Consider the following 26,540-nt stretch of genomic DNA (forward strand, 5'->3'; position numbering starts at 1 on the left):
GCCGCCTTGTCTGGAGGATCTTCACAAATGGCTCTGCTTGGGCGTTACAACAGTTTGCAAATCGTTAAACACGTAGAGTTCGGCCTGTACCTGGACGGCGGCGCCGATGGCGAAATCCTGCTGCCGCGCCGCTACTTCCCCAAGGACGCCGAGCTTGAACTCGACGACTGGCTGAACGTGTTCATCTACCTGGACAGCGAAGACCAGCTGATCGCGACCACCGAAAAACCCAAGATGCAGGTCGGCGAGTTCGCCAGCCTGAAGGTCAAGGACATCAACGGCTCGGGCATCTTCCTCGACTGGGGCCTGTCCAAGGACTTGCTGATGCCTTACTCCGAAGAGTCGCGGCCGCTGAAGGTCGGCGACTACTGCGTGGTGCACGCCTACCTGGACAAGCGCACCCGTCGCCCTACCGCCACCGCCAAGCTGGACCGCTACCTGGACACCACCCCAGCCGACTACAAGGTCGGGCAGCCGGTGGAACTGCTGGTTGCCGGCGAAACGCCGATGGGCTTCAAGGCCATCATCAACAACCGCCATTGGGGCCTGATCCACAAGAACGAGGTGTTCAAGTTCCTGCGCTCGGGCATGCACGAGAAGGGGTTCATCAAGGAAGTGCGCCACGACGGCAAGATCGCCCTGAGCCTGCAACCTGTGGGGCAAGCCCTGGCTGAAGGCCTCAATGAGCAGATCATGCAGCGCCTGGATGCAGCCGGTGGCGTATTGCCGGTGTGCGACAAGAGCGACCCGGCGGTCATCAGCCAGATGTTCAATGTCAGCAAGGGCAACTTCAAGAAGGCGATTGGCGCGCTATTCAAGCAGGGCTTGATCGTCATCCATGACGACCGGATCGAGCGGGCCTGATCAGGCCTGCACGAAGGTGCTGAAATCCAGCTGCTCGCCGCCTGGGCGGGTGTCGCGCAGCAGTGAGTCGCGGTCGGCGCTCAGTGCCAGGCTGATGGTCGAGCGGCGTTTACCGGGGTTGCGCACTTCCATCTGCTCCTGGTGAGCCTTGAGGAAGTTGACCGGCACCTTCAGGTGCTGCAACTCATCGGTTTCGGGGGTGTGCAGCAGCAGGTTGACCCAGTCGGGCTGGCCTTTGCGCAGCAGCGCTACCGGCACTTCGAACCACCACAGGTTGCGTTTGCTGTCGAGGATGGCGAACAAGGTGTTGGCACTGGTCAGTACCGGCTTGCTCATCGCCTGGTTGCGGCGGGCGATGGCGCTGGGTTTATCGAGTTTCATGCAGGTTCCTGCGGGTTGACGCCAGAAAGGCCCGACATTGTGCGGCTCTGCTGATCGCGGGGCAAGCCCGCTCGGGCCGGGGTCGCCGATTGGCGTAGGAGCGGCCTTGTGTCGCGAACGGGCTGCGCAGCAGCCCCAGGATTTCGACCTCACTCAAAATCGTCGGGGCTGCTGCGCAGCCCGTTCGCCACAAGGCCCGCTCCTACACAGACTGTGGTACGCGACAATAGGCAAGCACTACGCTCAGCGGCGCAGTGGCTGGCTCAGCTCCGAAGTGGCGCCGTCTGCCGTGGTCACTGTGGCGGTAAAGCTGTGTAGCCCCTCGGCCTGCCCCAGCACCTGGCTGAAACGCGCCTGGCCTTGGGCATCACTGTTCACCAACACCTCGCCCAGATACTGCTCAGCCTCGGTCGCATTCGCCGCCGCGTTGCCAAACACCTCCACCCGCAGCAGGCTCGACGCAGGGCCTTGCACCTCGCCACGCAGCACATTGCCGTCAAGCGCCGTCAGCGTTGGCGGCTGCTGGTTATGGTTGGGCAGCGGTTGGCAAGGCGCAGGCTCGCCTTTGGCGTCGCAAATAATCGCCTGGTCCTTTTTCGGCAGGTCCGCGCCGACACCGCGAGAGCCCACATACAGCGCGTGAGCCTGGGCCGGTACCCCGAAGACAATCGCCCCGGTGCGCTGGTCTGGCACGCATGAGCCGCCGGCCTCGCAGCGGCGGATATCCTGGCTGTTGCTCCAGATACGGTTGGCGCTCAGGCGGGTGGCGGTCACCTCAGGCTCCGGGCGCAGCGCCACGCCGATGCGGTTGCCATGGATCAGGTTGCCGTCAAGGATGTTGCCCTCGCCGGTCACGCTGACGCCGATGGAGTTGCCGGTGAAGCTGTTGCCCGCCAGGTAATTGCGCTTGCCCCAGTTGATCTGCAAGCCATCGGAGTAGTTCTCGAAGCGGTTGCGCACCACGCTGTTGTCGTTGCCCAGCAGAATCTCGATGCCCTGGGAGGGCTCAGGGTTGGCGGCGGTGGAGCGGAACAGGTTGTCGGCCACCAGGTTGAAGGCGGCGCCGCGAGTCAGCTCCAGGCCGTCGCCGTTGTCGACCAGTTGGTTGCGCAGCACCTTGTTGTTATTGGTAGTGGTGGCGGTCGGGTTACCAGCGCCGTCATCGCCGGTCAGCATGACCCCGGCGCCGCCCTTGTTGGCGGTGATGCGGTTGTCTTCGATGACGTTGTTGCTGGCGCGGTTGACCAGGATGCCGATGCAGAAATTACGCACCTCCAGGCCCTGGATGTGTACGCCTTGGGTATCACGCAGCACCAGCCCCCGCTGGGTGGTGGTGCGCACGTTGGTGCCGAACTGGCCAGGCACCGCGCCTGGGCAGGTGCGCACGCCCTGGTCCTTGATATAGCCGCTGCCGTCGATGGCCACATACTGGCCTTCACGCGCCCACGGCTGGCCACTCAGGCTGACTGGCCCCTTGATTTCCGGCAGTGGCCGCGAGGGCCTGATCACATAGGGCGGCGTGCCCAGGGCGGCGATCTCGATGCGGTAGTGGCCGGGGTTCTGGTTGCTGGTTTCGATGGCCCAGCGCAGGGTGCCGGGCTGGCCGTCGTCGGTGTAGCGCTCGACGGTCAGGGTTTGCACGGCGGCAGGGGCTGCGAGGGCGGGCAGGGGGAGTAGCGGCAAAAGGGCTGCGAGCGCAGGCATCAAACGCATGGGGCGAGGTTCCAGTCACTGTTGTTGTTATGCGGCGCGCCGGCAAGGGCGGCCTGTCTGAGGGCGATTCTAGGGCAGGGCGCTTGCCTGGCGGCGTCTGGGCAGCGGATTCGGTGCGATATTCGCCCGCTGTTTACCGTTCGGCTGTTGCCAGCCAAACGCATTGAAACTCTTGCGAAGGTGCGAAGGTCGATCCATTGTCGGCACGATTTCCCGTGCCTCTTTAGCAAGGAGTCATCCCATGAGTGGCACCAAGGATAAAGCGAAAGGCCTGGCCAACGAAGCAATTGGCAACATCAAGCAGGGTGTTGGCAAGGTGACCGACAACGACAAACTGCGTGCCGAGGGCAAGGCCCAGGAACTCAAGGGCGAAGCCCAACAGAAGGTGGGTGAGGTCAAGGACGCCGTCAAGAAGCCTTGATTGCGTGCGCTTTATCGCGGGGCAAGTCGGTTGCCACAGGGTGATCTGTGGCCGCAGGCTTGCCCCGCGATGCATTTGACGGTTTTTTTGCTTCGCGCTGTGCACTTACAGTTGCTGTAGGGTCTATTAGACTTGTCTGTACCGGCGGCCCGATTTAACGCCGGGCCAGCCCTCGATGATCAAGCGGCGAAAGGAGACGCTATGATTTTCCCCGACCTGCGCGGCCTGCCTCTGCACCGCGTGCTGGTGCGCACCGTCAAGGAATTCGTCGACGACGAGATGTCCACCTACGCCTCCGCGCTGGCCTACCAGATGCTGTTTTCGCTGTTCCCCTTCCTGCTGTTTCTGATTGCCCTGATTGGCTTTCTGCACCTGCCTGACTTCTTTTCCTGGTTGCGCCTGCAGTCAGAACTGGTATTGCCGCCCCAAGCCTTGGAGCAGGTGAACCCGGTGATCGACCAGTTGCAGCAGTCCAAGGGCGGGCTGTTGTCGGTGGGTATCGTGATTGCGCTGTGGACCGCGTCGGCCGGTGTGCGGCTGATGATGAGCGCGATGAACGCCGCCTATGATGTGCCCGAAGGGCGCCCGGTCTGGAAGCGCTTTCCGCTGTCGGTGTTCTACACCATTGGCATCGCCGGCATGTTGCTGGCCGCCGCTGCGTTGATGGTGCTGGGCCCGCAGGTGATGGAGTGGATTGCCGCCCGGGTAGGCTTGCAGGAGGCCGTGGTGACCCTGTGGACCATCCTGCGCTGGCCGGCGATCATCATTTTGATGATGGTGGCGGTGGCGCTGATGTACTACGTCATGCCGGATGTGGAGCAGAAGTTTCGCTTCATCACCCCTGGTTCGGTGCTGGCCGTGGTGGTATGGATCATCGCCTCGCTGGGCTTTGCCTACTACGTGAAGACCTTCGCCGACTACAACGCCATGTATGGCAGCATCGGGGCGATCATCGTGCTGCTGCTGTATTTCTATATCTCGGCCGCGGTACTGTTGCTGGGCGCCGAAATGAACGCGGTGATCGAGCACATGGTGGCTGAAGGCAAGAACCCCGGTGAGAAGGAGTTCCACGACGAGCCTGCCACTGCGCCGCACACTGTACTTGGCCATCCCCACCCTATCGCCCCCCAGCCGCCTGAGCCGAACGACCGATGATCCGCGACATTCTCAAGATGGGCGATGAACGCCTGCTGCGCATCGCCCCGCCGGTGCCTGCGCATATGCTCGGCAGCCCTGAGCTGCAGCAATTGATCGACGACATGTTCGAAACCATGGCCCATGTCGGCGGCGTAGGCTTGGCGGCGCCGCAGATCGGCATCGACCTGCAACTGGTGATTTTCGGCTTCGAGCGCAGCGAGCGTTACCCGGACGCAGAGCCGGTGCCGCGCACGATCCTGCTCAACCCGGTGATCACCCCGCTGGGCACTGAAGTCGAGGATGGCTGGGAGGGTTGCCTGTCGGTGCCCGGGCTGCGCGGCGTGGTGCCGCGCTACACGCGCATCCGCTACACCGGTCTCGACCCGCAAGGCCGCCCGGTCGAGCGCTTTGCCGAAGGTTTCCATGCGCGGGTGGTGCAGCATGAGTGCGATCACCTGATTGGCCGCCTTTACCCCTCGCGCATCCAGGACTTCAGCCGCTTCGGCTACACCGACGTGCTGTTCCCCGGGCTGGATGTCGCCGAGGACTGACCGCGTTGCATGGCCAGCAACGGCTTGCTGCGCTGGTAGCGCGCCAGGCGCGAGGCCAGCGCCTCGGGCAGGTGCTCGGTGCTGCTGAAGCCCAAGCGGGCGTAGAACGCTGCCAACTGCGGGTCACAGAACAGCCATACTGGCGCGGGGTTGGCCATCAGGGCGGCGTGAATCAGCCGGCTGGCGACTTGCTGGCCTCGGCACTGCGGCGCCACGAACAAACCTGTCAGCCAGTAGCCCTCGGCAACCGGGGTCAGGTTGAGCCCGCCAACAATCTCGTTTGCCCGTGCCACCCATTGCTGGCCATCGCCGGCTGTGCGCATGCGTGAGCCGTGCTGGTGGTAGAGCTGCTCCAGCAGGCGGCGTTGCGGCGATGGGAGGAGGGTGCAGGTCAGCGGCAGCATGCGGGGCCCTGAGTGGCTTGGCGGGGCTTTGTCGCAGATTGTTGCAAAAGGCGCAAGGGTGAATGTCCTACTTTGGGGTTCAACTATTTTTCGGCAGGCGTAGAATTTTTCCTATCCCCAGCGCAGTACGCAAAAGCGGGATCGGTACTTCGTGTTGCTGCACCTCGGCAACAACTTCTCCGCGCCAGTGACGGCATCAGAAGTCACGCGATCAGCTTGTTAGCCATCAAGGTTCGAAAATCATGAAAGCCCTACTGATTCTTGCATTGGTCGGTGTGTCTTCGTTCGCCTTCGCGGACGCGGCCACCACCCCCGCCAGCGGCGCTCAGGCGCCAGTGGTGGAGCAATATGACTATTCCACCAACCTCGACATCAAGCGGGTGATCAGCCTGTCGACCATCCCTAACGTCTGCGAAGTGGTGCCTGCCACCATCACCTACGAAGACCACCAGGGCCGGGTGCACACCTTGCAGTACCGGGCGATGGGTGAGGGATGTAGCCAGAGTTGAGGTTTAGGCAGGCTGGCGCCAGGTATGGATGCCGTGCTCAATCGCAACGTTGGTGGTTGGACCCAATCCTGTGGGAAATGATAGATAGTCGTGGCGAGCGCAGGATTGTACAAACCCATAGAATCTCCCACACAGACCGCGCCCGGTCTCCAAGGGATGCCAGACGCGCAGTTCGTGGGAGCGGGCTTGCCCCGCGATGAGGCCAAACCTGGTCACTCAGCCCTCGGCCAGTACTTGGCCAACCCACTCCAACCCTTGCTTCAACTGTGCCCGGTTCGCCGCCGCCGAAAGGCTTATGCGCACCGCTCGGGGCATCTGCGTTGCCACCGCGAACACACTCGCTGGCACCACCTCCACGCCCCGCTCGCGGCACATCGCCGCCACCTCGTCAGCACTGGCTCGCGTGCCCACCCACACATGCGGTGACGGGCCGCCAGTACTGACCAGCGCACGCCCAAGCACTGCCCGTGCCAGCCGCCAGCGCTCGGCGATTTCCTGGCGCTGCCAGGCCAGCCTGCGCGCGGCGCTGCCGTCGGCGATCCACTGACAGGCAATGCGCAGGTTCAGCGGCGAGACCGTCCAGTGGGTCGCCTGGGCATGCGGGTCGATGCGTGCCAGCAGCGTCGGATGGGCAACGATCCAGCCCATGCGCAAACCTGCGGCAACGGTCTTGGACAAACTGCTCACCAACACCCCACGGCCCTCCAGCAGCGGGTACAGCGGCGGCTGATCTGCCAGGGCACCATAGACATCATCTTCGATCACCAGCAGTCCATGGCGCCTGACCACCTCGGCCAACGCCTGCCGGCGCGGTTCGTCCATGCAGGCGCCGGTCGGGTTGTGCAGGGTGGGCGTGCAGACCAGCACCCGCGCCCCGCTGGCGCGGGCCACGCGGTCCAGGTCGTCCGCGCGCAGACCGTGCCCATCCAGCGCAACGCCATGCACCGGCAGGTGCAACTGGCGGCATGCGGCCTTGATGCCGGGGGCTGTGAGCGCTTCGACCAGCACCGGTTCGCCGGCTGAGCACAGCGACTGCAGCACGCTCAACAATGCCTGCTGGGCGCCGCCACTGAGCGCCAGTTCTTCCGGGTGCAACGCAAGGCCGCGGTTGGCCAGCCACTGTGCGCCATGCACGCGGCCCAGCAACAACTGTTCAGGGCCCAGGTAGTGATCCAGCAGCCCATAGGCACCGCTATCGAGCAGGGTGCGCAGGCTGTGCTGCAAGTCGGTATTGTGCGGGTCAACCACCGGCACGTTGGTCGAAAGATCAATCATCCCCGGCAGCCGATCGTGTTGTTTCAGCCGAAACAACGTGGCCTCCTTGCTGCCCGCCAGCACATAAGTGCCGCGCCCGACCTCGCCTGCCACCAGGTGGCGCGCGGCGGCCTCGCGGTACGCCTGCTGCGTGGTACTGGGGTTCAGGCCCATGGCCCAGGCCAGGCGCCTTTGCGGCGGCAAGCGTTCGCCGACTTGCAACTCGCCGCGTTCGATAGCCATGGCAATGGCTGCCACCAGCGCCAGGTAGCGAGGTTGGCCATCGTCGGCCAGGGTTGGGGTCCACACGAAATTGTCGCCCATGCAATATAGTCTTGGACCCATACAATGCCCGGCGCTTAGCATCGGTTCAACCTCGTACCGACCAAGGATGCCCGCCATGTTCGACTTGCCCGCCCTGCGTGAAGCCGCCGCTTTCGTTCATCAGCACGTACCACCGACGCCGCAACACGCCTGGCCACTGCTGGCTGACCGGCTGGGTTGCCAGGTGTGGGTCAAACATGAAAACCACGCACCCACCGGCGCATTCAAGGTGCGTGGCGGGCTGGTCTATGTGCGTTCGTTGCTGGCGGCAGGCGAGCTGCCGCGTGGGCTGGTCACCGCCACCCGGGGTAACCACGGCCAGAGCATGGCCTTGGCCGCGCGCCAGGCCAATCTGCCGCTGGTCATCGTGGTGCCTGAGGGCAACTCGCAGGAAAAGAACGCCGCCATGCGCGCTTTGGGTGCTGAGCTGATTGAACACGGCGCCGACTTTGACGTGGCCCGCGAAGAAGCGGCGCGGCTTGCCCAGGCGCGTGGCTACGCCATGGTGCCGTCCTTCCATGCCGAGTTGGTGCGCGGCGTGGCCACCTATGCGCTGGAGTTGTTCGAGGCCGTTGCCGACCTTGATTGCGTTTATGTGCCTATCGGCATGGGCTCGGGTATTTGCGGCTTGATCCTGGCGCGCAACCTGCTGGGGCTGCGCACCGAAATCGTCGGCGTGGTGTCCAGCGCCGCTGATGCTTATGCGCAAAGCTTCGAGCAGGGCCGCATCGTCACCACCGCCAGCGCCGACACCTTCGCCGATGGCATGGCCTGCCGCATGCCGCACCCGGATGCGTTTGCCCTGGTCCGCGAGCATGCCGCGCGCATCGTGCGGGTGAGCGATGCCGAGGTGGCCGGCGCCATGCGCCTGTACCACGAAGCCACCCACAACACCGCCGAAGGCGCAGGTGCGGCGGGACTGGCTGCGCTGATGCAGGAGCGCGCGCGCCAGGCCGGCCGGCGCGTGGCCGTGGTGCTGAGCGGGGCAAACGTCGACCGGGCCGTGTATGCGCGTGTGTTGGCGGGCTAGGTTGGCCAAGGGCGTGGGTTTTTCCCTACAATCCGCGCTCTTTCCATGATCGCCCCGAGTGACCGATGCCCTTTTCAAATGGATTTCTGCTCAGCCTGTCCCTGTGCCTGGACATCGGTATTGCCAACATCGCCATGATCACCCTGGCCATGCAGCGCGGTTTTCTGCGCGGCTTCTGGCTGGGGCTGGGTACCTGTGTCGGTGATCTTGTCTACGCGATCGCCGCACTTGCCGGCATGACGGTGCTTTTGCAGTTTGAAAGCGTGCGCTGGGCCTTGTGGCTGGGCGGCTCGGCACTGTTGGTGTGGTTTGCCCTGAAAATGCTGCTGGCGGCCTGGCGCGGCGGGCACATGGATGCCCGCAGCGAAGTGCGCAGTGAGTCAGGCTGGCGCGAGTTTCTGCGGGGTATCTTCCTGGCCATGTCATCGCCCACCGCTATTTTGTGGTTCGCAGCAGTGGGTGGCGTGTTGATCTCACGTTCAGGTGCGGACAGTGCGCTGGATGCCGGGTTGTTTCTGGCGGGGTTCTTTGCGGCGGGGCTGTTCTGGTGCGTGTCGTTGTGCGCCATCGCCAGCCATGGCGGACGCTTGCTCGGTGACCGGCTGCTGACGTGGTCTTACGTACTTTCTGCGGCGATTTTCTGCTATTTCGCGGTGTACGTGATTGTTTCGGGGTATCGCGAATTCATTCTGGCCAGCCCGCCGGCATAACCTTGGGGGCCGCTTGGCCCGAGTCGCGTTCGAGCCAAGCGTTGCCAGGGCTGCTGTCAGCTGGCGACGAAATTCGGCGGGCTTACCAGTTCGACAGTCTGTTGCTTGCGCGGGGCCAGAATCTCGGCCTCACCTTGAACCACCAGTTCGTCGTTCTGGTTGTAGACGTTGGTTGCGATGCGCACTTTGAACTTGGGCAGCTTTTCCAGGATTTCCAGGCGCACGGTCAGGGTATCGCCGATTTTCACCGGTTTCTGGAAGCTCATTTGCTGTCCCAGGTAGATAGTGCCAGGGCCGGGCAGGGTGCAGGCCACCGCGGCGCTGATCAGCGCACCGCTGAACATGCCGTGGGCGATGCGCTCGCGGAACATGCTCTTGGCGGCGAATTCGGCGTCCAGGTGCACCGGGTTGTGGTCACCGGACATAGCGGCGAACAACTGGATATCACGTTCTTCAACGGACTTTTCAAAGGTGGCTTTCTGGCCGACTTCGAGGGCTTCGTAAGGCGTGTTGGTGACCTGGGTCATCGAGGTTTCCTGGTTGAGGCGCAAAGGGCGGCAATCATTCACTGCGGGCAGGGCGGCCAAGGGCCAGCGCCTGCTCCAGCCAGCCGATGATGTCTGCCATGACCTCGTCGCGATGGGTTTCGTTGAGCACTTCGTGCCGGGCGCCGGGGTACAGGCGCAGTTGCACGTGGCGGTTGCCGGTCGCGCGCAGGGCGTCGGCCAGATGGGTGAGACGCTTGCCGGTACTCACCGGATCACATTCTCCGCCAATTACCAGCATCGGCAGGTTCGGATCGATCTGCGCCAGGTGCTTGGCACGGCTGATTCGCGCCAGCCCCAGCAGCAGGTCGAGCCATAGCTGGTTGCAGCAGCGAAAGCCGCACAGTGGGTCGGCGATGTAGCGGTCGACCTCTTCAGGGTCGCGGCTTAGCCAGTCGAAGCGCGTGCGGTTGGGCTTGAATGGCCTGTTGAACGAGCCGAACGACAGCCAATCGATCAGCGCACTTTTGCCCAGTGGCCCCTGGCGCCAGGTTTCCAGCCGCGCGATCTGCCGCGCGCAGCGGTAAAACAGTGCCGGTTGATAGTTGGAGCCGCTGAGAATTGCCCCTTGCAGGCTGGCGCTGTGGTGCAGCAGGTAAGCCTGGGCGATGTAGCTGCCCATGCTGTGGCCAAACAGAAACAGCGGCGTGCCGGGAAACTGCTGGCCGATGTGCTGGGCCAGCACGCCAAGGTCGTTGACCACGGCATCCCAGCCATTGTGCATGGCGAACAGCCCCATGCTGCCCGGCTCGGCGGTGCGGCCGTGGCCGCGCTGGTCGTGGCCGAACAAGGCAAACCCTGCGTCATTCAAGGCTTCGCCCAGACGCTGGTAGCGCCCGGCATGCTCGGCCATGCCGTGGGCCAGCAGCACCACGGCCTTGACCGGTGTGGATGGCAGCCACTGGTGCACGTACAGGCTGCAATGCTCGCTGGCAGGCAACCAGAAGGCGTCATGGGGCATGGCCGGTCCTTGTCCGCGGGGTGTGTTCACTAGTGTACGCACAACCGCTGAGATTGCAGGAAGGGCACAAATAAGATTCACAATGTTAATGGCAGCACTTGGCGTGTTTGCCACCTGGGGGGGACCTGCTAACGTCGGCACAACGCCTTTTTGCAGTTACGGCAAGGGACTCATCGCAGCGCCAGGCAGAGGAACAATAATAAATGCAAGCCGACTTCTGGAACGACAAACGCCCCCAGGGCGTGCCATCCACCCTCGACCTCAGCGCCTACAGCTCGGTGGTCGAAGTGTTCGAGCGCTCCTGCAAGCGCTTCGCCGACCGCCCGGCGTTCAGCAACCTGGGGGTTACGCTCACCTACGCCGAGCTTGAGCGCCACAGCGCCGCCTTCGCCGCCTGGCTGCAGCAGCACACCGACCTCAAGCCCGGTGAGCGCATCGCGGTGCAGATGCCCAACGTGCTGCAATACCCGATTACCGTGTTCGGCGCCCTGCGCGCAGGGCTTGTGGTGGTCAACACCAACCCGCTGTACACCGAGCGTGAGATGCGCCACCAGTTCCAGGACTCCGGCGCCCGCGCCCTGGTTTACCTGAACATGTTCGGCAGCCGTGTGCAGGCGGTGCTGCCCGACACCGGCATCGACTATCTGATCGAGGCCAAAATGGGCGACTTGTTGCCTGCGGCCAAGGGCTGGCTGGTCAACACCGTGATCGACAAGTTCAAGAAGATGGTCCCGGCCTATCAGTTGCCCCAGGCCGTGTCGTTCAAGCAGGTGCTGCGCCAGGGCCGCGGCCAGTCGCACCAGGCGGTGCCGCAGGTGCTCGATGATGTTGCCGTGCTGCAATACACCGGTGGCACCACGGGCCTGGCCAAAGGCGCCATGCTCACCCACGGCAACCTGGTCGCCAACATGCTGCAGGTGCTGGCCTGTTTTGCCCAACACGGGCCCGACGGCCAGCCGCTGATCAAGGAAGGGCAGGAGGTGATGATCGCGCCGCTGCCGCTGTACCACATCTATGCCTTCACCGCGAATTGCATGTGCATGATGGTGACCGGCAACCATAACGTGCTGATCACCAACCCTCGGGATATCGCAGGTTTCATCAAAGAGCTGGGCAAGTGGCGCTTTACCGGCCTGCTTGGGCTTAACACGCTGTTTGTGGCGCTGATGGACCACCCAGGCTTCAAGGCCCTGGATTTTTCGGCGCTCAAAGTCACCAACTCTGGCGGCACGGCCTTGGTCAAGGCCACTGCTGAACGCTGGGAGGCGCTCACTGGCTGCCGTATTGTCGAAGGCTATGGGCTTACCGAAACCTCACCCGTGGCCAGCACCAACCCCTACGGCAAGCTGGCGCGTCTGGGCACGGTGGGTATCCCGGTGGTCGGCACCGCGTTCAAGGTAATCGACGACGATGGCAACGAGCAGCCCTTGGGTGAACGGGGCGAGCTGTGCATCAAGGGCCCGCAGGTCATGAAAGGCTACTGGCAGCAAGCTGAAGCCACCGCCCAGGCCCTGGACGCCGAGGGCTGGTTCAAAACGGGCGATATCGCGATCATCGACCCGGACGGGTTTACCCGTATCGTCGACCGCAAGAAGGACATGATCATCGTCTCGGGTTTCAATGTGTACCCCAACGAAATCGAAGACGTGCTGATGAACCACCCGCAGGTAGCCAGTTGTGCAGCCATCGGCGTGCCTGACGAGCGCTCGGGGGAGGCGGTCAAGCTGTTCGTGGTGCCACGGGCAGGCGGGGTCAGCGTCGAGGAGCTCAAGGCCTACTGCAAGGCCAATCTCACCGGCTACAAAGTGCCCAAGCACATCGTGCTGCGTGACTCGCTGCCGATGACGCCGGTGGGCAAGATCCTGCGCCGAGAGCTGCGCGACACGGCCTGATCGTCAGGGCCGTTCCGGCCAATCGCAGGCTGTCGCCCACTGAGGCCGTGCTCAACCGCAACATTGCGGTGGGGCCCAATCCTGCGGGAAATGATAGAGAGTTGTGGCGAGCCCGCTCGCCACAAGGAGAGGTGTCTGGCGAGAACAGGCAGGTACAAACCCATAGAATCTCCCACGCTGCCCAGTTCTCTGCGCGACAGGGCAATATGTTCGTGACCAGGCTTGGCTATGCAGTCATTTTCGTGACCGTGAAGCCCGTTTCGGCCTCTAGGCGACCCTTGGCAAAGCTGATACTCTCGGCGCGTTTCTGAGGATGCCCGGCTTGCCAGCAAGCCGGCTTTCCATATCAATAATAAGCGCATTGACGCGTACCGAATTCGCTGTTGCTGAAGGAGCGGGCTTCCATGATCGAACATTTTTGGAAGGATAAGTACCCAGCCGGGATAACGGCGGACATCAATCCTGACGAATTCCCCAATATCCAGGCCGTACTCAAGCAATCCTGCCATCGCTTTGCCGATAAACCTGCCTTTAGCAACCTGGGCAAGACCCTCACCTATGGTGAGCTGTACACGCTGTCCGGCGCCTTCGCCGCCTGGCTGCAACAGCACACCGACCTGCAGCCAGGCGACCGTATCGCCGTGCAACTGCCCAACGTGCTGCAATACCCGGTAGCGGTGTTCGGTGCCATGCGCGCCGGGCTGATCGTGGTCAATACCAACCCGCTGTACACCGCGCGGGAGCTGGAGCACCAGTTCAACGATTCCGGCGCCAAGGCGCTGGTGTGCCTGGCCAACATGGCGCACCTTGCCGAAAAAGTCGTCCCCAAGACCCAGGTGCGCCACGTCATCGTCACTGAAGTGGCCGACCTGCTGCCGCCGCTCAAGCGTCTGCTGATCAACAGCGTCGTCAAGTACGTGAAAAAGATGGTGCCGGCCTACAACCTGCCCAAGGCGGTGCGTTTCAACGACGCCCTGGCGCTGGGCAAAGGCGGCGCAGTCACCGAGGCCAACCCGCAGCCCAACGATGTTGCCGTGCTGCAATACACCGGCGGTACCACCGGGGTTGCCAAGGGCGCGATGCTCACCCACCGCAACCTGGTGGCGAACATGCTGCAGTGCCGTGCGCTGATGGGCGCCAACCTGCACGAAGGTTGCGAGATCCTCATCACGCCGCTGCCGCTGTACCACATCTATGCGTTTACCTTCCATTGCATGGCGATGATGCTGATCGGCAACCACAACGTGTTGATCAGCAACCCGCGTGACCTGCCGGCGATGGTCAAAGAGTTGAGCAAATGGAAGTTCAGCGGCTTTGTCGGGCTGAACACGCTGTTCGTGGCTCTGTGCAACAGCGAGGCGTTCCGCGCCTTGGACTTCTCAGCGCTGAAAATCACCCTGTCGGGCGGCATGGCCCTGCAACTGAGTGTTGCCGAGCGCTGGAAGGCTGTCACTGGCTGCGCCATCTGTGAAGGCTATGGCATGACCGAGACCAGCCCGGTGGCGGCGGTCAACCCGGCCGAGGCCAACCAGGTGGGGACCATCGGTATTCCGGTGCCTTCGACGCTGTGCAAGGTCATCGACGACGCCGGCCAGGAACTGCCGCTGGGCGAAGTGGGCGAGCTGTGCATCAAGGGCCCGCAGGTGATGAAGGGCTACTGGCAGCGCGACGAAGCCACCGCCGAGATTCTCGACAGCAACGGCTGGTTGAAGACCGGCGACATTGCGTTGATCCAGCCGGACGGCTACATGCGCATCGTCGACCGCAAGAAAGACATGATTCTGGTGTCGGGCTTCAACGTCTACCCTAACGAGCTCGAAGATGTGCTGGCGGCCTTGCCGGGCGTGCTGCAATGCGCGGCCATCGGCGTACCGGATGAAAAAACCGGTGAGCTGATCAAGGTGTTCATCGTGGTCAAGCCGGGCATGACCTTGACCAAGGAGCAGGTGATGGAGCACATGCGCGCCAATGTCACCGGTTACAAGGTGCCCAAGGCTATCGAGTTCCGCGATGCCTTGCCGACCACCAACGTGGGCAAGATCCTGCGCCGCGAACTGCGTGATGAAGAGCTGAAAAAGCAAGGCCTGAAGAAGATCGCCTGATTTTCACAGCAGGGCCGCGCTGCGGCCCATCGCAGGCTATCGCCAGCTCTCACAGAGATCGCGCAAAGTCGCAATATTGAGGCCTTGCCCAGATTCTGTGGGAGCTGGCGCCAGCCTGCGATTGGGGCGCAAAGCGCCCCCTCTGTGCCTTAGCGCAATTTCTCAAGCATGCCGTAGTACCACATCCCCGCCGCCAACAGCGGGTTGCCCAGCAAGTCCCCCATCGGTACCTTGATGTGTTTGCACCCGGCAAACGTATCGAACTTCTCAAGCGTCCCAGTCAGTGCCTCGGCCATGATCTCGCCCATGATGTGGCTGGTGGCGATGCCGTGCCCCGAATACCCCTGGCAGTACCAGACGTTGTCCGAAAGCTTGCCCAGTTGCGGAATGCGGTTGACCACGATGCCCATGGCGCAGCTCCACTGGAACTCGATCGGCACGCCCTTGAGCGCCGGGAAGGTGCGCTCGATACACGGGCGCAGCTCGGCTTCGATATCCCGCGAATCGCGTCCTGAATAGTTTGCGCCACCACCAAACAGCAGGCGTTTGTCAGCGGTCAGCCGGTAGTAATCGAGCACGAAGCGGCAGTCGTAGACCGCCAGGTCCTGCGGGTTGATCTGCTCGGCCAGCGCGCCAAGCGGCGCCGTGGTGACGATGCCGCCCATCGCCGGGAAGATCTTGCCCTTGAGCTGACGGTTTTCCAGCTTGTGATACACGTCACCGGCCAGCATCACCTGGCGGGCTTCAATCCGGCCATGGGCGGTAACCACCGCCGGGCGCGGGCCGTGCACGATGTCCAGCACCTCGGAATGCTCGAAAATCAGCGCCCCCAGGCTGTGGGCGGCGCGCGCCTCGCCCAGGCACAGGTTGAGCGGGTGCAGGTGCAGGTTGCGCAGGTTCTTCAGGGCACCCAGGTACAGCGGGCTCTGCAGGTGTTCGGCCATCGCTGCGCGGTCCAGCAGTTGCACCTGCTCGCCCATGCCGCGGCGCTGGGCTTCGGCCTCGAAGGCCCGCAACTCCTTGATGTGCGCAGGTTTCATGGCCGCGTGCAGGTGGCCGTGCTTGAGGTCGCAGTCGATGCCATAGCGCGCTACGCGCTGCTCGATGATCTGGTGCCCGCGCCAGCGAAGCTGCCAGATGAAATCGTCGACCTCGTCGCCCAGGCGCTGACGCATTTGCGTACGCATCGCCTCGTCGCCCGACAGACTGCCCGTCACCTGGCCACCGTTGCGCCCGCTGGCACCCCAGCCGATGCGGTTGGTTTCGACGATGGCCACCTTCAGCCCGCGTTCGGCCAGCTCTACCGCGGTGGCCACGCCGGTGAAACCGCCGCCTATGATCGCCACATCCACCTGCACCGTGCCCGCAAGCCTTGGGTACTCGGTGTGGTCGTTGAGGCTGGCGCTGTAGTAGGACGGCGCGCGCTCGGCTGCGCCTGTGTTGCTTGCTGCGTTCATGGGTAATCCTTGTGGTCGTTCGGGGGGCTCAGGCCTGGTGCAGGTACCAGCGCCAGTCCTGCTCGCTGACTTCGGCCATGAACTGGCGGTACTCGGCGCGCTTGACCTTCAGATACACCCCTAGAAATTCTGCGCCCAATGCCTCGCGCGCCCACGCCGAGCCTTGCAGGGCATCGAGGGTGGTCAGCCAGTCGGTGGGCAGATGCTCGGTGGCCTGGGCATAGCCGTTACCCTGCACCGGCGCGCCGGGGTCGAGTTGCTCGCGAATGCCCTGGTGAGTGGCGGCAAGAATCGCAGCGGCGGCCAGGTAGGGGTTGGCGTCGGCGCCGCAGATGCGGTGCTCGATGTGCCGGCTGGCGGCCGGCCCGCCCGGTACGCGCAAGCTGACGGTGCGGTTGTCCACGCCCCAGGTGGGCGCCAGCGGGGCGTAGCTGTTGGCCTGGAAGCGCCGGTACGAGTTGGCGTTGGGGCAGAACAGCAACAACGACTCGCGCAAGTGGCGCAGCATGCCGGCCACCGCCTGGCGCAGCAGCGGTGTGCCGGCCTTGTCGTCACTGGCGAACAGGTTGTTGCCGTGCGCATCGGCCAGGCTCAAGTGCATGTGCATGCCGGTGCCGGCCAGTTGGTCGAACGGCTTGGCCATGAAGCAGGCCTGCATGCCGTGGGCATTGGCCACGCCTTTGACCAGGCGCTTGTAACGCACGGCCTGGTCCATGGCCAGCAGTGCATCGCCGTGCTCCAGGGTGATTTCCACCTGGCCTGGGGCATATTCGGAGATTGCCGTACGCGCCGGAATGCCTTGGGCTTTGCAGGCGGCGTACAAGTCGGCAAGAAACGGCTCGATCTGCTCCAGCTCGCGCAGCCCATAAACCTGCGTGGCACGTGGCCGGCCACCGTCGCTATCCAGCGCAGGTTGCGGGCGGCCTTGGGCGTCGCGTTTCTGGTCGAGCAGATAGAACTCGAGTTCGCAGGCCATGACCGGGTAATAGCCGTCGGCCTTGAGCGCCTCCAGGGTGCGCAGCAGCACATGGCGCGGGTCGGCGACGCTGGCTGGCAGGCCTTCGCGCGGGTGCATGCTGACCTGTACCGCGGCCGTCGGTACGCGGCGCCAGGGCAGGCGGACCAAGCTGTCTTGCAGGGGGTAGGCGCGGCAATCAATATCGCCCACCTCCCACACCAGGCCGGAGTTCTCGACGTCGTCGCCGTTGAGGGTCAGGCCGAGGATGGTGCTGGGCAGCGGCCTGCCGCTCTCGTACACCGCCAGCAGTTCATCGCGGTGCAGCAGCTTGCCGCGTGGCACGCCGTTGGCATCAAGGATAAACAGCTCGATCAGGTCGATATCGGGGTTGTCGGCCAGAAAACGTCTGGCCTGTTCTGCAGGAGCAAAATGCATGGGGGTTCGCTCGCGCCTAAGGGCGCACGGGGCCGCTGTTCAATTGCCAGCGGTCGCACTGAAGGAGCCGGCGCAAGGGCCGGAACGGGTCAGCAAGGGGCGGGCGAGGTGTCCGGTGGGCGCGCATGACGGCAATGCCACAAGGCCCAGAAGGCGAGGATGATATGCACCAGAGGATTCTCGCCGGCACGCGCCCTGGCCTTCGGTTGCGAAGGGCTGGGCAGCGGGCGGGCGATGATCGGGGCTGGAAGCATGCCTTGATACTCACATGCGCTGTAAGGTTGATTAAAGCGGTGAATGGCAACCTTCACATCAGCGCTGGCTAAACAATTCGGCTGCTGCCGGGCCTCATCGCAGGCTGGCGCCAGCTCCCACAAAGACCGCGTACAACCGCAATATCGGTGCCTGACCCGGACTCCAGTGGGAGCTGGCGACAGCCTGCGATAGGGCCCGCACAGGCCCCTCAGCATCTATCAGGCAAATCTGCGACAATTGCCACCCACACGAATGCCGATCATGCACAAGCAGGCTCACCTGCATCATTAAAAAGCCCCATGACAGACCAAGCCATCGACCAGTTGCTGAACAACCTCGACCACGCCATGATCGCCGACCGCCATCGCCTGCGCCGGCAATTGCACGAACTGCGCAAGCGCCCAGATGAGGCCAAGCTTGCCCAGTGGGCCGAGAAGGTTCAGGCCTCCTTCGCCCAGGTGACTGCGCGCCAGCAGAGCGTGCCGAGCATCCGTTACGACGACAGCCTGCCGATTGCAGCCAAGCGTGACGAGATCAAGAAGGCCCTGGCCGAGCATCAGGTGCTGGTAATCGCCGGTGAAACCGGTTCGGGCAAGACCACCCAGTTGCCCAAGATCTGCCTGGAGCTGGGCCGCGGCAGCCATGGCCTGATCGCCCACACCCAGCCGCGACGCATCGCGGCGCGCAGCGTGGCCGCGCGTGTTGCCGAAGAACTGGGCACCCCACTGGGAGCACTGGTGGGTTATCAGGTGCGCTTCGAGGACCAGAGCGATTCGAACACCCTGGTCAAGCTGATGACCGACGGTATTCTGCTGGCCGAAACCCAGCACGACCGTTTTCTCGAGCGCTACGACACCATCATCGTCGACGAAGCCCACGAGCGCAGCCTGAACATCGACTTTCTGCTTGGCTACCTGAAAACCCTGCTGCACCGCCGTCCCGAACTGAAGCTGATCATCACCTCGGCGACCATCGACCTTGAGCGTTTCTCCAAGCACTTCGATGGCGCGCCGATCATCGAAGTGTCGGGCCGCACCTACCCGGTCGATACCTGGTACCGCCCGCTGACCAGCGAGCAGGACGAAGAGGGCAACCAGATCGAGGACGACCTCAGTGTCGACCAGGCGATCCTCGCCACCCTCGATGAAATCGCCCACTTCGAGCGCAGCCAGGGCAAGGGCCCGGGCGATGTGCTGGTATTCCTGCCCGGCGAGCGCGAAATCCGCGATGCTGCGGAAATACTGCGCAAGGCGCAGCTGCGCCATACCGAAATCCTGCCGCTGTATGCGCGCCTGACGCCTGCCGAGCAACAGAAGATTTTCCAGTCGCACAGTGGCCGGCGCGTGGTGCTGGCCACCAACGTTGCCGAAACTTCGCTGACCGTGCCGGGCATCCGCTATGTGATCGACAGCGGCACCGCGCGTATCAGCCGCTACAGCTACCGCGCCAAGGTGCAGCGCCTGCCCATCGAGGCGGTCTCGCAGGCCAGCGCCAACCAGCGTAAAGGCCGCTGCGGCCGCGTTGAGCCGGGTATCTGTATCCGCCTGTACAGCGAGGAAGATTTCAACGGCCGCCCGGCGTTCACCGACCCTGAGATCTTGCGTACCAACCTGGCGGCGGTGATCCTGCAGATGCTGCACCTGCGCCTGGGCGCCATCGACGCCTTCCCGTTCATCGAGCCGCCAGATGGCAAGGCCATCAGCGACGGTTTCAACCTGTTGCAGGAGCTTTCGGCGGTCAACCGCGAGAACCAGCTGACGCCGCTGGGCCGCCAGCTGGCGCGCCTGCCGATCGACCCGCGCATGGGCCGCATGCTGCTCGAAGGCGCCCGCCAGGGCAGCTTGCAGGAAGTGCTGATCGTCGCCAGTGCGCTATCGGTGCAAGACCCCCGCGAGCGCCCGCCGGAGCGCCAGCAGGCCGCCGACCAGGCCCACGCGCAGTGGAAGGATGTCGACTCGGACTTCGCCGCGCTGGTGAACGTGTGGCGTGCGTTCGAGGAGCAGCGCCAGGCATTGACCGCAAGCCCGCTGCGTAACTGGTGCCGGAAGAATTTCCTCAATTACCTGCGCCTGCGCGAATGGCGTGATGCCCATCGCCAGTTGTCGCTGATTTGTCGCGAGCTGCAACTGACGGTCAATAAAGAGCCGGCTGACTACCTGCGCATGCACAAGGCCATTCTCAGTGGCTTGCTCAGCCAGATCGGCCACAAGGCCGAGGAGGGCGACTACCAAGGCGCTCGGCAGCGGCGTTTCTGGATTCACCCCTCGTCCGGCATCGGCCGCAAACGCCCGCAGTGGGTCATGGCCGCCGAGTTGGTCGAGACCACCAAGCTGTACGCGCGCATGGTGGCAAAAATCGAACCGGACTGGATCGAGCCGCTGGCCGGCCATCTGATCAAGAAGAACCACTTCGAGCCGCACTGGGAGAAGAAGCGCGGGCAAGTGGTGGCCTACGAGCAGATCACCCTCTACGGCCTGATTCTGGTGGGCCGCAGGCCTGTGCACTTTGGCCCGATCGACCCGGTCACCTCGCGTGAGCTGTTTATCCGCGAAGCGCTGGTGGGCGGTGAAATCCAGTCGCGGGCCAAGTGCCTGGCGGCCAACAAACGCCTGCTCGAACAGCTCGACGAGCTGGAAGCCAAGGCCCGGCGCCGCGACATCCTGGCTGATGAAGAAACGCTCTATGCCTTCTATGAGGCGCGGCTGCCGGCAGAAATCCACCAGACCGCGACCTTCGACGCCTGGTACCGCATGACCAGCCAGCAGGACGCCAACCTGCTGATCATGCGCGAAGAGGACGTGCTGGCCCGCGAAGCCAGTGAGGTCACCGCCGCGCAGTACCCCGACCATTTACAGGTGGGCGACCTGCGCCTGTCGCTGAGCTACCACTTCGAGCCCAATCACCCGCGTGACGGCGTGACCGTGCGGGTACCGGCGCCGCTGTTGCCGAACCTGCCGGGCGAGCGTCTGGAGTGGCTGGTGCCGGGGCTGTTGGAGGCCAAGTGCATAGCCTTGGTGCGCAACCTGCCCAAGGCCCTGCGCAAGAACTTCGTGCCGGTGCCGGACTTCGTCAAGGCGTCTCTGTCGCGCATGACCTTCGCCCAGGGCGCGTTGCCCCAGGCACTGGGGCAGGAGCTGCTGCGCATGACCGGCGCACGGGTGCCCGACGAGGCCTGGGCCGAGGCTGGCGCTGCGGTGGAAGGGCACTTGCGGATGAACATCGAGGTGGTCGATGGCCAAGGCAAGTTCCTGGGTGAAGGCCGTGACCTGGCCGAGCTGACCGCACGCTTTGCAGCGGCAAGCCAGGCTGCGCTGGCCTTGCCGCGCGATGAGAAAACCGAGCGCCCGGTGCAGGCCAAGGCTTTTGCCGAGGTGGCGCAAACCACGCAACAGAAAATCGCCGGGCTGTCGATGACTGTCTACCCCGCCCTGGTCGAAGAGAACGGCGCCGTGCGCGAGGGGCGTTTCTCGACCCAGGCCGAGGCCGAATTCCAGCACCGCCGTGCTTTGCAGCGCCTGTTGCTGCAGCAGTTGGCGGAGCCGGCGAAGTTCTTGCGCGGCAAGCTGCCGGGGCTGACCGAGCTTGGCCTGCTGTACCGCGAGCTGGGCCGCGTCGAGGCGCTGGTCGAAGACATTCTGCTGGCCAGCCTGGACAGCTGCGTGCTCGAAGGCGAGGAGCCGCTGCCGCGTGATGGCGCGGGCCTTGCGTCGCTTGCCGAGCGCAAACGCGGCAACTGGGCCGAGCATGCCGAGCGCCTGGCGCGGCTGACGCTTGAGGTGCTCAAGCTGTGGCATGGCTTGCAGAAGCGCTTCAAGGGCAAGATCGACCTCAGCCAGGCGGTGGCGCTCAACGACATCAAGCAGCAGTTGGCCAACCTGGTGTATCCAGGCTTTGTGCGCGAAACCCCTGGCGTGTGGCTCAAAGAGCTGCCGCGCTATCTGAAGGCGGTGGAGCTGCGCCTGGAAAAACTCGGCTCGCAGGTGCAGAAAGACCGGGTGTGGAGCGCCGAGCTGAGCAACTGCTGGGCGCAGTACAAGGCCCGTGCCGAAAAGCATGCCCAGGAGGGCAAGCGCGACGAGCAACTAACCTTGTACCGTTGGTTGCTTGAGGAATACCGCGTGTCGCTGTTTGGCCAGCAGTTGGGCACCAAGGTGCCGGTGTCGGACAAACGCCTGAGCAAGCAGTGGAGCCTGGTGGAAGCCTAAACGCCACGAGTTGTGGCAAACTTGCTGGAATTTGCGGCCGCGCTGCGGCCGTTCGCGGGTAAGCCCGCTCCTACGCTGGGGCGGGCGGACCGTGTACGAGGGCACAGCCTTCGTCAGCAAGTTGGCACCAAGGTGCCATTATCCCGGCCAGCGCCGTGTGGCGATGGCCTCTGACCAGAGGATCGTCCGTGCATAACGTCGTGATCAGCGGCACCGGCCTGTATACCCCGGCCCAGAGCATTTCCAACGAAGAACTGGTGGAGTCCTTCAACACCTGGTCGCAGCAGTTCAACCGCGACAATGCCGCTGCCATCGAGCGCGGCGAGGTCGAGGCAGCGCCGCTGTCGGACGCTGCATTCATCGAAAAAGCCTCGGGCATCAAGAGCCGCTTCGTCATGGACAAGGCCGGCATTCTGGACCCACAGCGCATGAAGCCGCGCCTGCCGGAGCGCTCCAACGACGAGCCTTCGGTGCTCTGCGAAATGGGCGTTGCCGCCGCGCGCCAGGCCCTGGAGCGCGCAGGTCGCACGGCTGCCGACGTGGATGCGGTGATCGTGGCCTGTTCCAACTTGCAGCGCCCGTACCCGGCCATCGCCATCGAAATCCAGAACGCCCTGGGCATCGAGGGTTTTGCCTTTGACATGAACGTAGCCTGTTCCTCGGCCACCTTCGGTATCCAGGCTGCCGCCAACAGCGTGCAACTGGGCCAGGCCCGCTCGGTGCTGGTGGTCAGCCCGGAAATCTGCACCGGCCACCTGAACTTCCGTGACCGAGACAGCCATTTCATTTTTGGCGATGCGGCCACCGCTGTGCTGGTCGAGCGCGCCGACCTGGCAACGTCCAGGCATCAGTTCGATGTGGTCAGCACCAAGCTGGCGACGGTGTTCTCCAACAACATCCGCAACAACTTCGGCTTCCTCAACCGCGCCGCCGAAGAAGCCGCAACCGCGCCGGACAAACTGTTCGTCCAGGAAGGCCGCAAGGTGTTCCGTGAAGTGTGCCCGATGGTTGCCGAGCTGATTGGCAAGCACCTGGGCGAGAACGGCTTGCAGCCGTCGGATGTGAAGCGTTTCTGGCTGCACCAGGCCAACCTCAGCATGAACCACCTGATCGTCAAGAAACTGCTGGGGCGTGATGTGAGCGAAGAAGAGGCACCGGTGATTCTCAACCGGTACGCCAACACCAGTTCTGCAGGCTCGGTGATTGCGTTCCACCTGCACCAGGATGACCTGGCCGAAGGTTCGGTTGCGGTACTCAGCTCGTTTGGTGCGGGGTATTCGATCGGCAGCGTGATTCTGCGCAAGCACTGATTCAGGCTTGGAAAAACCGGTGGGAGCGGGCTTGCCCATCCCATATCGATGCCGTCTACGCGGTCAGTGTAGGAGCGGCCTTGTGTCGCGAAAGGGCTGCGGAGCAGCCCCAGCGATTTTGGTGGGTGAACAGATCCTGGGGCTGCTTCGCAGCCCTTTCGCGACACAAGGCCGCTCCTACACAATCAAAAGCGACTTGCCCGAAACCATAGAATCTCCCACGCTGCCCAGTTCTCTGCGCGGCAGCGCAGCCCGGAACGGCTGGGTGATCCCCCACGCTGCTTCAGGCAAAAAAAGGCGGAAAACGCTGGATGGGGTCAGCATTTTCCGCCTGAGCGTAAAGCAGAGGGTGTTGCCGCTTAGAACTTCGCTTCCAGGTCCAGCTGCATGGTGTCGACGCTGGCATCGCTGTTAGGCAGGTTGGAATAGTCGGTCTTGGCCATCAGGTAGGCCGCGCCCAACGAGAAGTTCTTGTCGATCTCGTAACCCACCTTGAACTTGTGCCCGCGCGAACCGGTGAAGCCGTTGCCGAAGTCCGAGTCGGTAAACAGGCTCACTACTGCGTTGCGCTGCACGTCACGGTAGTTGTAGTCCAGGCTCCAGGCGCCGAGCTTGGTCTTCAAACCGGCCAGCCAGGCCTTGTCCTTGCCGTCGGTGCTTTCGGTGTTCTTGACCATCTGGCCATAGGCCGACAGCGGGATGGCGAAGCCGGTGAAGTCGACCTGGCCGAAGCCTTCAACCAGGTTGAACTCGTTGGTGGTGTTGCCCAGCGAGCGCAGCAGGGTCGATTCCTTGTCGTTGTCGTAGCCATACAGGCTGCCGCCCACGGTGACCTTGACGGTATCGGCAGCGTTGAACTTGGCACCCAACTGGCCGTGGTACAGCTGTGCGTCATGCTTGTACTGCACGCCGTCGCCGTCGACGTTGTCCTGCAGGGTGTACTGGCCGGCGCTGGCGAATACTTCGGCCGGGCCTAGGTTGGTCTTGTAGGTAACCGCCACGCCCTCGGGGTTGATGTCGCTGTCCCAGATGATGTCGCCCATGCTCACCCAGGGCTGCGCGATCTTGCCGCCGATGATGTGCAGGTTCGGCACCGCAGTCGGGTGCCAGTCGAGGTAGGCCATGTCGACCCACAGCGCCTTTTTGTCGAAGTAGTTGTCCAGGCTCTGGTTGGTCGAGCGACGGTCGGCGCCGCTGCCGGTGGCAATACGAATACCTGCATCGACCTGCGGGTTGACCTCGCTGTAGAAGCCAACGCGGGCACGCACACGCTGGCGGTCCTGGTTGTTGCTGCGGGCAATCGGGTCGTCAACGTTGACGTCTTCGTAACGCAGGCGCACATCACCCTTGATCTGGGTCTTGGCGGCCCATGCCACTTTCTGTTCGAAGGAGCTCATGCGGTCGGCCTGAGCTTTTTGCGCTACCTTTTCCTTGGTTTCTGCAGCCAGGTCACCTTGCAGTTCGGTGTACTGCGCCTGGTTGATCGAACCATTGGCGCGGAGCATTTCGAGCAGTTTGGCGTCGACCGCGGCACTGGCCGGAGTACTTAGAGCCAGCATCATGCCGGTGAGGCTCACTCCGGTAAGTGTAGAAACAAGACGCATAAGGTTCTCCCTGTTGGAAAGGTTGCGGGCGGCTAAAACGCGCACCTGCGAGTTGGCATATCTTCGGAAAGGGCCTGAATAGACAGGTTCTGTGGCTTTCGAAAACAGGCGCAAGTATTGCGGGGAGGGATTACAGAATAATGTCTAAACAGTGGCACTGGTGTTAATCGAACACGTCGTCATTTGAGTGTCGGGGGCACTTTGGCAATACTGGCGCTCTTCTTTCAGTGAGTCGGAACCGTGATCAGCCTTCACAGCCTTGCCCACCTGCGTGACCTGCCGGCGACCACCTGGGATGCACTGGTGCCCGACGGCCAGCCGTTTCTGCGCCATGCCTTTCTCAGCGCCATGGAGGACAGCGCAAGCGTCACCCCCAATACCGGCTGGGCTGCCGAGCACCTGGTGCTTGAAGCTGACGGTGTGGTGCGCGCGCTGCTGCCGGCCTATCGCAAATGGCATTCGTTCGGGGAGTACGTGTTCGATCACGGCTGGGCCGACGCCTGTGAGCGGGCGGGTATCGCTTACTACCCCAAGCTGCTCGGCGCGGTGCCGTTCAGCCCGGTGAGCGGGCCGCGCCTGCTGTGCCGGCAACCGGCCGATGGCGTGTTGCTGTTGCAGGCTCTGCCCGAGTACCTGGCCAAGGGCGGGCTGTCGGGGGCGCACATCAACTTTACCGACCCGGCGCTGGACACCGCCCTGGCCGGGCAGCCCGGCTGGATGGAGCGGCTGGGCTGCCAGTTTCACTGGCGCAACCGCGGCTACCGGGATTTTCAGGACTTTCTCGACACCTTGAGCTCACGCAAGCGCAAGCAGATGCGCAAGGAGCGCGAGCAGGTGGCGGGGCAGGGCATCGCCTTCGCCTGGTATCGCGGCGACGAACTGAGCCAGGCGCAATGGGACTTCGTCTACCGCTGCTACACCAACACCTACGCGGTACGCCGCCGCGCGCCGTACCTGACCCGCGAGTTCTTCAGCCTGATCGCCGAGCGTATGCCCGAGGCGCTGCGGGTGGTGATTGCCAGCCAGCACGGGCGCGAGGTGGCCATGGCCTTGAGCTTGATGGGCGGCGACAGCCTGTATGGCCGTTACTGGGGCTGCCTGGACGAGTTCGACCGGCTGCACTTCGAGACCTGCTTCTACCAGGGCATGGACTTCGCCATCGCCGAAGGCTTGCAGCGTTTCGATGCCGGGGCACAGGGTGAGCACAAGCTGATTCGCGGCTTTGAGCCGGTGATTACGCGGTCGTGGCACTACCTGCTGCACCCGGGGTTGCGCCGGGCGGTGGATGAGTTTTTGCAGCAGGAGCGGGTGGGGGTGTTGGCGTATGCCGAAGAGGCCAGCGCGGCGTTGCCCTATCGCAAGGATTGAGGGTTGGGGGCCGCGTGGGAGCTTCTATGGTTTTGTGCAAGCTTGTGGTGGCCTCATCGCAGGCTGTCGCCAGCTCCCACAGGATCTGGGCCAGCCCTCAATGTTGTGGCTGTGCGCGGTCTTTGTGGGAGCTGGCGACAGCCTGCGATG

At 63.5% G+C, this 26,540-nt stretch carries 21 protein-coding genes; 12 read left to right on the top strand and 9 right to left on the bottom strand.

The window, feature by feature from the left end; genetic code table 11:
- Positions 1-27: 27 nt before the first annotated feature.
- Positions 28-864, top strand: a complete 837-nt coding sequence (locus HU719_RS18985; protein ID WP_186536980.1) for a CvfB family protein — start codon at positions 28-30, stop codon at positions 862-864.
- On the opposite strand, the gene HU719_RS18990 is transcribed toward HU719_RS18985, so the two are convergent.
- On the bottom strand, positions 865-1,245 hold the full coding sequence (locus HU719_RS18990) for a hypothetical protein (protein WP_186522249.1): 381 nt from the start codon (positions 1,243-1,245) through the stop codon (positions 865-867). It abuts the gene before it with no gap.
- A gap of 243 nt (positions 1,246-1,488) precedes the next feature.
- Positions 1,489-2,958, bottom strand: a complete 1,470-nt coding sequence (locus HU719_RS18995; RefSeq protein WP_186536979.1) for a right-handed parallel beta-helix repeat-containing protein — start codon at positions 2,956-2,958, stop codon at positions 1,489-1,491.
- Between the two features lie 241 nt (positions 2,959-3,199).
- Between HU719_RS18995 and HU719_RS19000 the strand changes: the two genes are divergently transcribed.
- The 3 genes from HU719_RS19000 (at position 3,200) to def (ending at position 5,067) form a co-directional block, all read left to right on the top strand.
- Positions 3,200-3,379 (top strand): CsbD family protein, encoded by a 180-nt coding sequence (locus HU719_RS19000; RefSeq protein ID WP_186522247.1) that lies wholly within the window; start codon positions 3,200-3,202, stop codon positions 3,377-3,379.
- A 201-nt stretch (positions 3,380-3,580) separates the two neighbouring features.
- Positions 3,581-4,534, top strand: a complete 954-nt coding sequence (locus tag HU719_RS19005; protein WP_186536978.1) for a YihY/virulence factor BrkB family protein — start codon at positions 3,581-3,583, stop codon at positions 4,532-4,534.
- Positions 4,531-5,067 (top strand): peptide deformylase, encoded by a 537-nt coding sequence (def, locus tag HU719_RS19010; protein ID WP_186536977.1) that lies wholly within the window; start codon positions 4,531-4,533, stop codon positions 5,065-5,067. Before HU719_RS19005 ends, def begins: the two co-directional genes overlap by 4 nt.
- Here the strand turns inward: def and HU719_RS19015 are convergent.
- Complete coding sequence (locus HU719_RS19015) at positions 5,022-5,471, bottom strand: GNAT family N-acetyltransferase (protein WP_186536976.1); 450 nt, start codon at positions 5,469-5,471, stop codon at positions 5,022-5,024. The genes def and HU719_RS19015 overlap by 46 nt on opposite strands.
- Before the next feature lie 242 nt (positions 5,472-5,713).
- Here HU719_RS19015 and HU719_RS19020 point away from each other — a divergent pair, with 242 nt between their 5' ends.
- Positions 5,714-5,980: a DUF2790 domain-containing protein gene (locus HU719_RS19020; protein WP_186536975.1), complete on the top strand. Its 267-nt coding sequence runs from the start codon at positions 5,714-5,716 to the stop codon at positions 5,978-5,980.
- Between the two features lie 216 nt (positions 5,981-6,196).
- Here the strand turns inward: HU719_RS19020 and HU719_RS19025 are convergent, their stop codons facing one another.
- Positions 6,197-7,558: an aminotransferase-like domain-containing protein gene (locus tag HU719_RS19025; RefSeq protein ID WP_186536974.1), complete on the bottom strand. Its 1,362-nt coding sequence runs from the start codon at positions 7,556-7,558 to the stop codon at positions 6,197-6,199.
- Positions 7,559-7,634: 76 nt separating this feature from the next.
- On the opposite strand from HU719_RS19025, the gene HU719_RS19030 reads away from it, so the two are divergent.
- Positions 7,635-8,588, top strand: a complete 954-nt coding sequence (locus HU719_RS19030) for a threonine dehydratase (protein WP_186536973.1) — start codon at positions 7,635-7,637, stop codon at positions 8,586-8,588.
- Between the two features lie 65 nt (positions 8,589-8,653).
- Complete coding sequence (locus HU719_RS19035) at positions 8,654-9,298, top strand: LysE family translocator (protein WP_186522235.1); 645 nt, start codon at positions 8,654-8,656, stop codon at positions 9,296-9,298.
- A 56-nt stretch (positions 9,299-9,354) separates the two neighbouring features.
- Here the strand turns inward: HU719_RS19035 and HU719_RS19040 are convergent, their stop codons facing one another.
- Both HU719_RS19040 and HU719_RS19045 read right to left on the bottom strand, forming a co-directional pair.
- On the bottom strand, positions 9,355-9,825 hold the full coding sequence (locus HU719_RS19040) for a MaoC family dehydratase (protein ID WP_186522234.1): 471 nt from the start codon (positions 9,823-9,825) through the stop codon (positions 9,355-9,357).
- 34 nt (positions 9,826-9,859) lie between these two features.
- Positions 9,860-10,804 (bottom strand): alpha/beta hydrolase, encoded by a 945-nt coding sequence (locus HU719_RS19045; protein ID WP_186536972.1) that lies wholly within the window; start codon positions 10,802-10,804, stop codon positions 9,860-9,862.
- A gap of 203 nt (positions 10,805-11,007) precedes the next feature.
- Here HU719_RS19045 and fadD2 point away from each other — a divergent pair, with 203 nt between their 5' ends.
- Both fadD2 and fadD1 read left to right on the top strand, forming a co-directional pair.
- The gene (gene fadD2 / locus HU719_RS19050; protein WP_186536971.1) at positions 11,008-12,696 is read left to right on the top strand and encodes a long-chain-fatty-acid--CoA ligase FadD2; all 1,689 of its coding nucleotides are present in this window, start codon (positions 11,008-11,010) and stop codon (positions 12,694-12,696) included.
- 404 nt (positions 12,697-13,100) lie between these two features.
- Positions 13,101-14,798 (top strand): long-chain-fatty-acid--CoA ligase FadD1, encoded by a 1,698-nt coding sequence (gene fadD1 / locus HU719_RS19055; RefSeq protein WP_186522231.1) that lies wholly within the window; start codon positions 13,101-13,103, stop codon positions 14,796-14,798.
- Positions 14,799-14,947: 149 nt separating this feature from the next.
- Here the strand turns inward: fadD1 and HU719_RS19060 are convergent, their stop codons facing one another.
- Both HU719_RS19060 and HU719_RS19065 read right to left on the bottom strand, forming a co-directional pair.
- On the bottom strand, positions 14,948-16,255 hold the full coding sequence (locus HU719_RS19060) for an NAD(P)/FAD-dependent oxidoreductase (RefSeq protein ID WP_186536970.1): 1,308 nt from the start codon (positions 16,253-16,255) through the stop codon (positions 14,948-14,950).
- Positions 16,256-16,283: 28 nt separating this feature from the next.
- Positions 16,284-17,648: a glutamine synthetase family protein gene (locus HU719_RS19065; protein ID WP_186536969.1), complete on the bottom strand. Its 1,365-nt coding sequence runs from the start codon at positions 17,646-17,648 to the stop codon at positions 16,284-16,286.
- Between the two features lie 554 nt (positions 17,649-18,202).
- Between HU719_RS19065 and hrpA the strand changes: the two genes are divergently transcribed.
- Both hrpA and HU719_RS19075 read left to right on the top strand, forming a co-directional pair.
- A complete protein-coding gene (gene hrpA / locus HU719_RS19070; RefSeq protein WP_186536968.1) occupies positions 18,203-22,108 on the top strand; it encodes an ATP-dependent RNA helicase HrpA in 3,906 nt (1,301 codons plus the stop codon).
- A 188-nt stretch (positions 22,109-22,296) separates the two neighbouring features.
- Entirely contained in the window at positions 22,297-23,418 is a 1,122-nt protein-coding gene (locus HU719_RS19075; protein WP_186536967.1) for a beta-ketoacyl-ACP synthase III, read from the top strand.
- 359 nt (positions 23,419-23,777) lie between these two features.
- Here HU719_RS19075 and HU719_RS19080 read toward each other — a convergent pair whose 3' ends face one another.
- Positions 23,778-25,022, bottom strand: a complete 1,245-nt coding sequence (locus tag HU719_RS19080) for a putative porin (protein ID WP_186520118.1) — start codon at positions 25,020-25,022, stop codon at positions 23,778-23,780.
- 240 nt (positions 25,023-25,262) lie between these two features.
- Here HU719_RS19080 and HU719_RS19085 point away from each other — a divergent pair, with 240 nt between their 5' ends.
- Positions 25,263-26,390: a GNAT family N-acetyltransferase gene (locus HU719_RS19085; RefSeq protein ID WP_186535905.1), complete on the top strand. Its 1,128-nt coding sequence runs from the start codon at positions 25,263-25,265 to the stop codon at positions 26,388-26,390.
- The last annotated feature ends 150 nt before the right edge of the window (positions 26,391-26,540 follow it).

Source organism: Pseudomonas farsensis, from assembly GCF_014268805.2.
Lineage (GTDB): Bacteria > Pseudomonadota > Gammaproteobacteria > Pseudomonadales > Pseudomonadaceae > Aquipseudomonas > Aquipseudomonas farsensis.

Bases quoted from the DNA above. Each gene is read 5' to 3' on its own strand.
- HU719_RS18985 (WP_186536980.1), top strand. From the start codon at position 28: ATGGCTCTGCTTGGGCGTTACAACAGTTTGCAAATCGTTAAACACGTA.
- HU719_RS18990 (WP_186522249.1), bottom strand. From the start codon at position 1,245: ATGAAACTCGATAAACCCAGCGCCATCGCCCGCCGCAACCAGGCGATG.
- HU719_RS18995 (WP_186536979.1), bottom strand. From the start codon at position 2,958: ATGCGTTTGATGCCTGCGCTCGCAGCCCTTTTGCCGCTACTCCCCCTG.
- HU719_RS19000 (WP_186522247.1), top strand. From the start codon at position 3,200: ATGAGTGGCACCAAGGATAAAGCGAAAGGCCTGGCCAACGAAGCAATT.
- HU719_RS19005 (WP_186536978.1), top strand. From the start codon at position 3,581: ATGATTTTCCCCGACCTGCGCGGCCTGCCTCTGCACCGCGTGCTGGTG.
- def (WP_186536977.1), top strand. From the start codon at position 4,531: ATGATCCGCGACATTCTCAAGATGGGCGATGAACGCCTGCTGCGCATC.
- HU719_RS19015 (WP_186536976.1), bottom strand. From the start codon at position 5,471: ATGCTGCCGCTGACCTGCACCCTCCTCCCATCGCCGCAACGCCGCCTG.
- HU719_RS19020 (WP_186536975.1), top strand. From the start codon at position 5,714: ATGAAAGCCCTACTGATTCTTGCATTGGTCGGTGTGTCTTCGTTCGCC.
- HU719_RS19025 (WP_186536974.1), bottom strand. From the start codon at position 7,558: ATGGGCGACAATTTCGTGTGGACCCCAACCCTGGCCGACGATGGCCAA.
- HU719_RS19030 (WP_186536973.1), top strand. From the start codon at position 7,635: ATGTTCGACTTGCCCGCCCTGCGTGAAGCCGCCGCTTTCGTTCATCAG.
- HU719_RS19035 (WP_186522235.1), top strand. From the start codon at position 8,654: ATGCCCTTTTCAAATGGATTTCTGCTCAGCCTGTCCCTGTGCCTGGAC.
- HU719_RS19040 (WP_186522234.1), bottom strand. From the start codon at position 9,825: ATGACCCAGGTCACCAACACGCCTTACGAAGCCCTCGAAGTCGGCCAG.
- HU719_RS19045 (WP_186536972.1), bottom strand. From the start codon at position 10,804: ATGCCCCATGACGCCTTCTGGTTGCCTGCCAGCGAGCATTGCAGCCTG.
- fadD2 (WP_186536971.1), top strand. From the start codon at position 11,008: ATGCAAGCCGACTTCTGGAACGACAAACGCCCCCAGGGCGTGCCATCC.
- fadD1 (WP_186522231.1), top strand. From the start codon at position 13,101: ATGATCGAACATTTTTGGAAGGATAAGTACCCAGCCGGGATAACGGCG.
- HU719_RS19060 (WP_186536970.1), bottom strand. From the start codon at position 16,255: ATGAACGCAGCAAGCAACACAGGCGCAGCCGAGCGCGCGCCGTCCTAC.
- HU719_RS19065 (WP_186536969.1), bottom strand. From the start codon at position 17,648: ATGCATTTTGCTCCTGCAGAACAGGCCAGACGTTTTCTGGCCGACAAC.
- hrpA (WP_186536968.1), top strand. From the start codon at position 18,203: ATGACAGACCAAGCCATCGACCAGTTGCTGAACAACCTCGACCACGCC.
- HU719_RS19080 (WP_186520118.1), bottom strand. From the start codon at position 25,022: ATGCGTCTTGTTTCTACACTTACCGGAGTGAGCCTCACCGGCATGATG.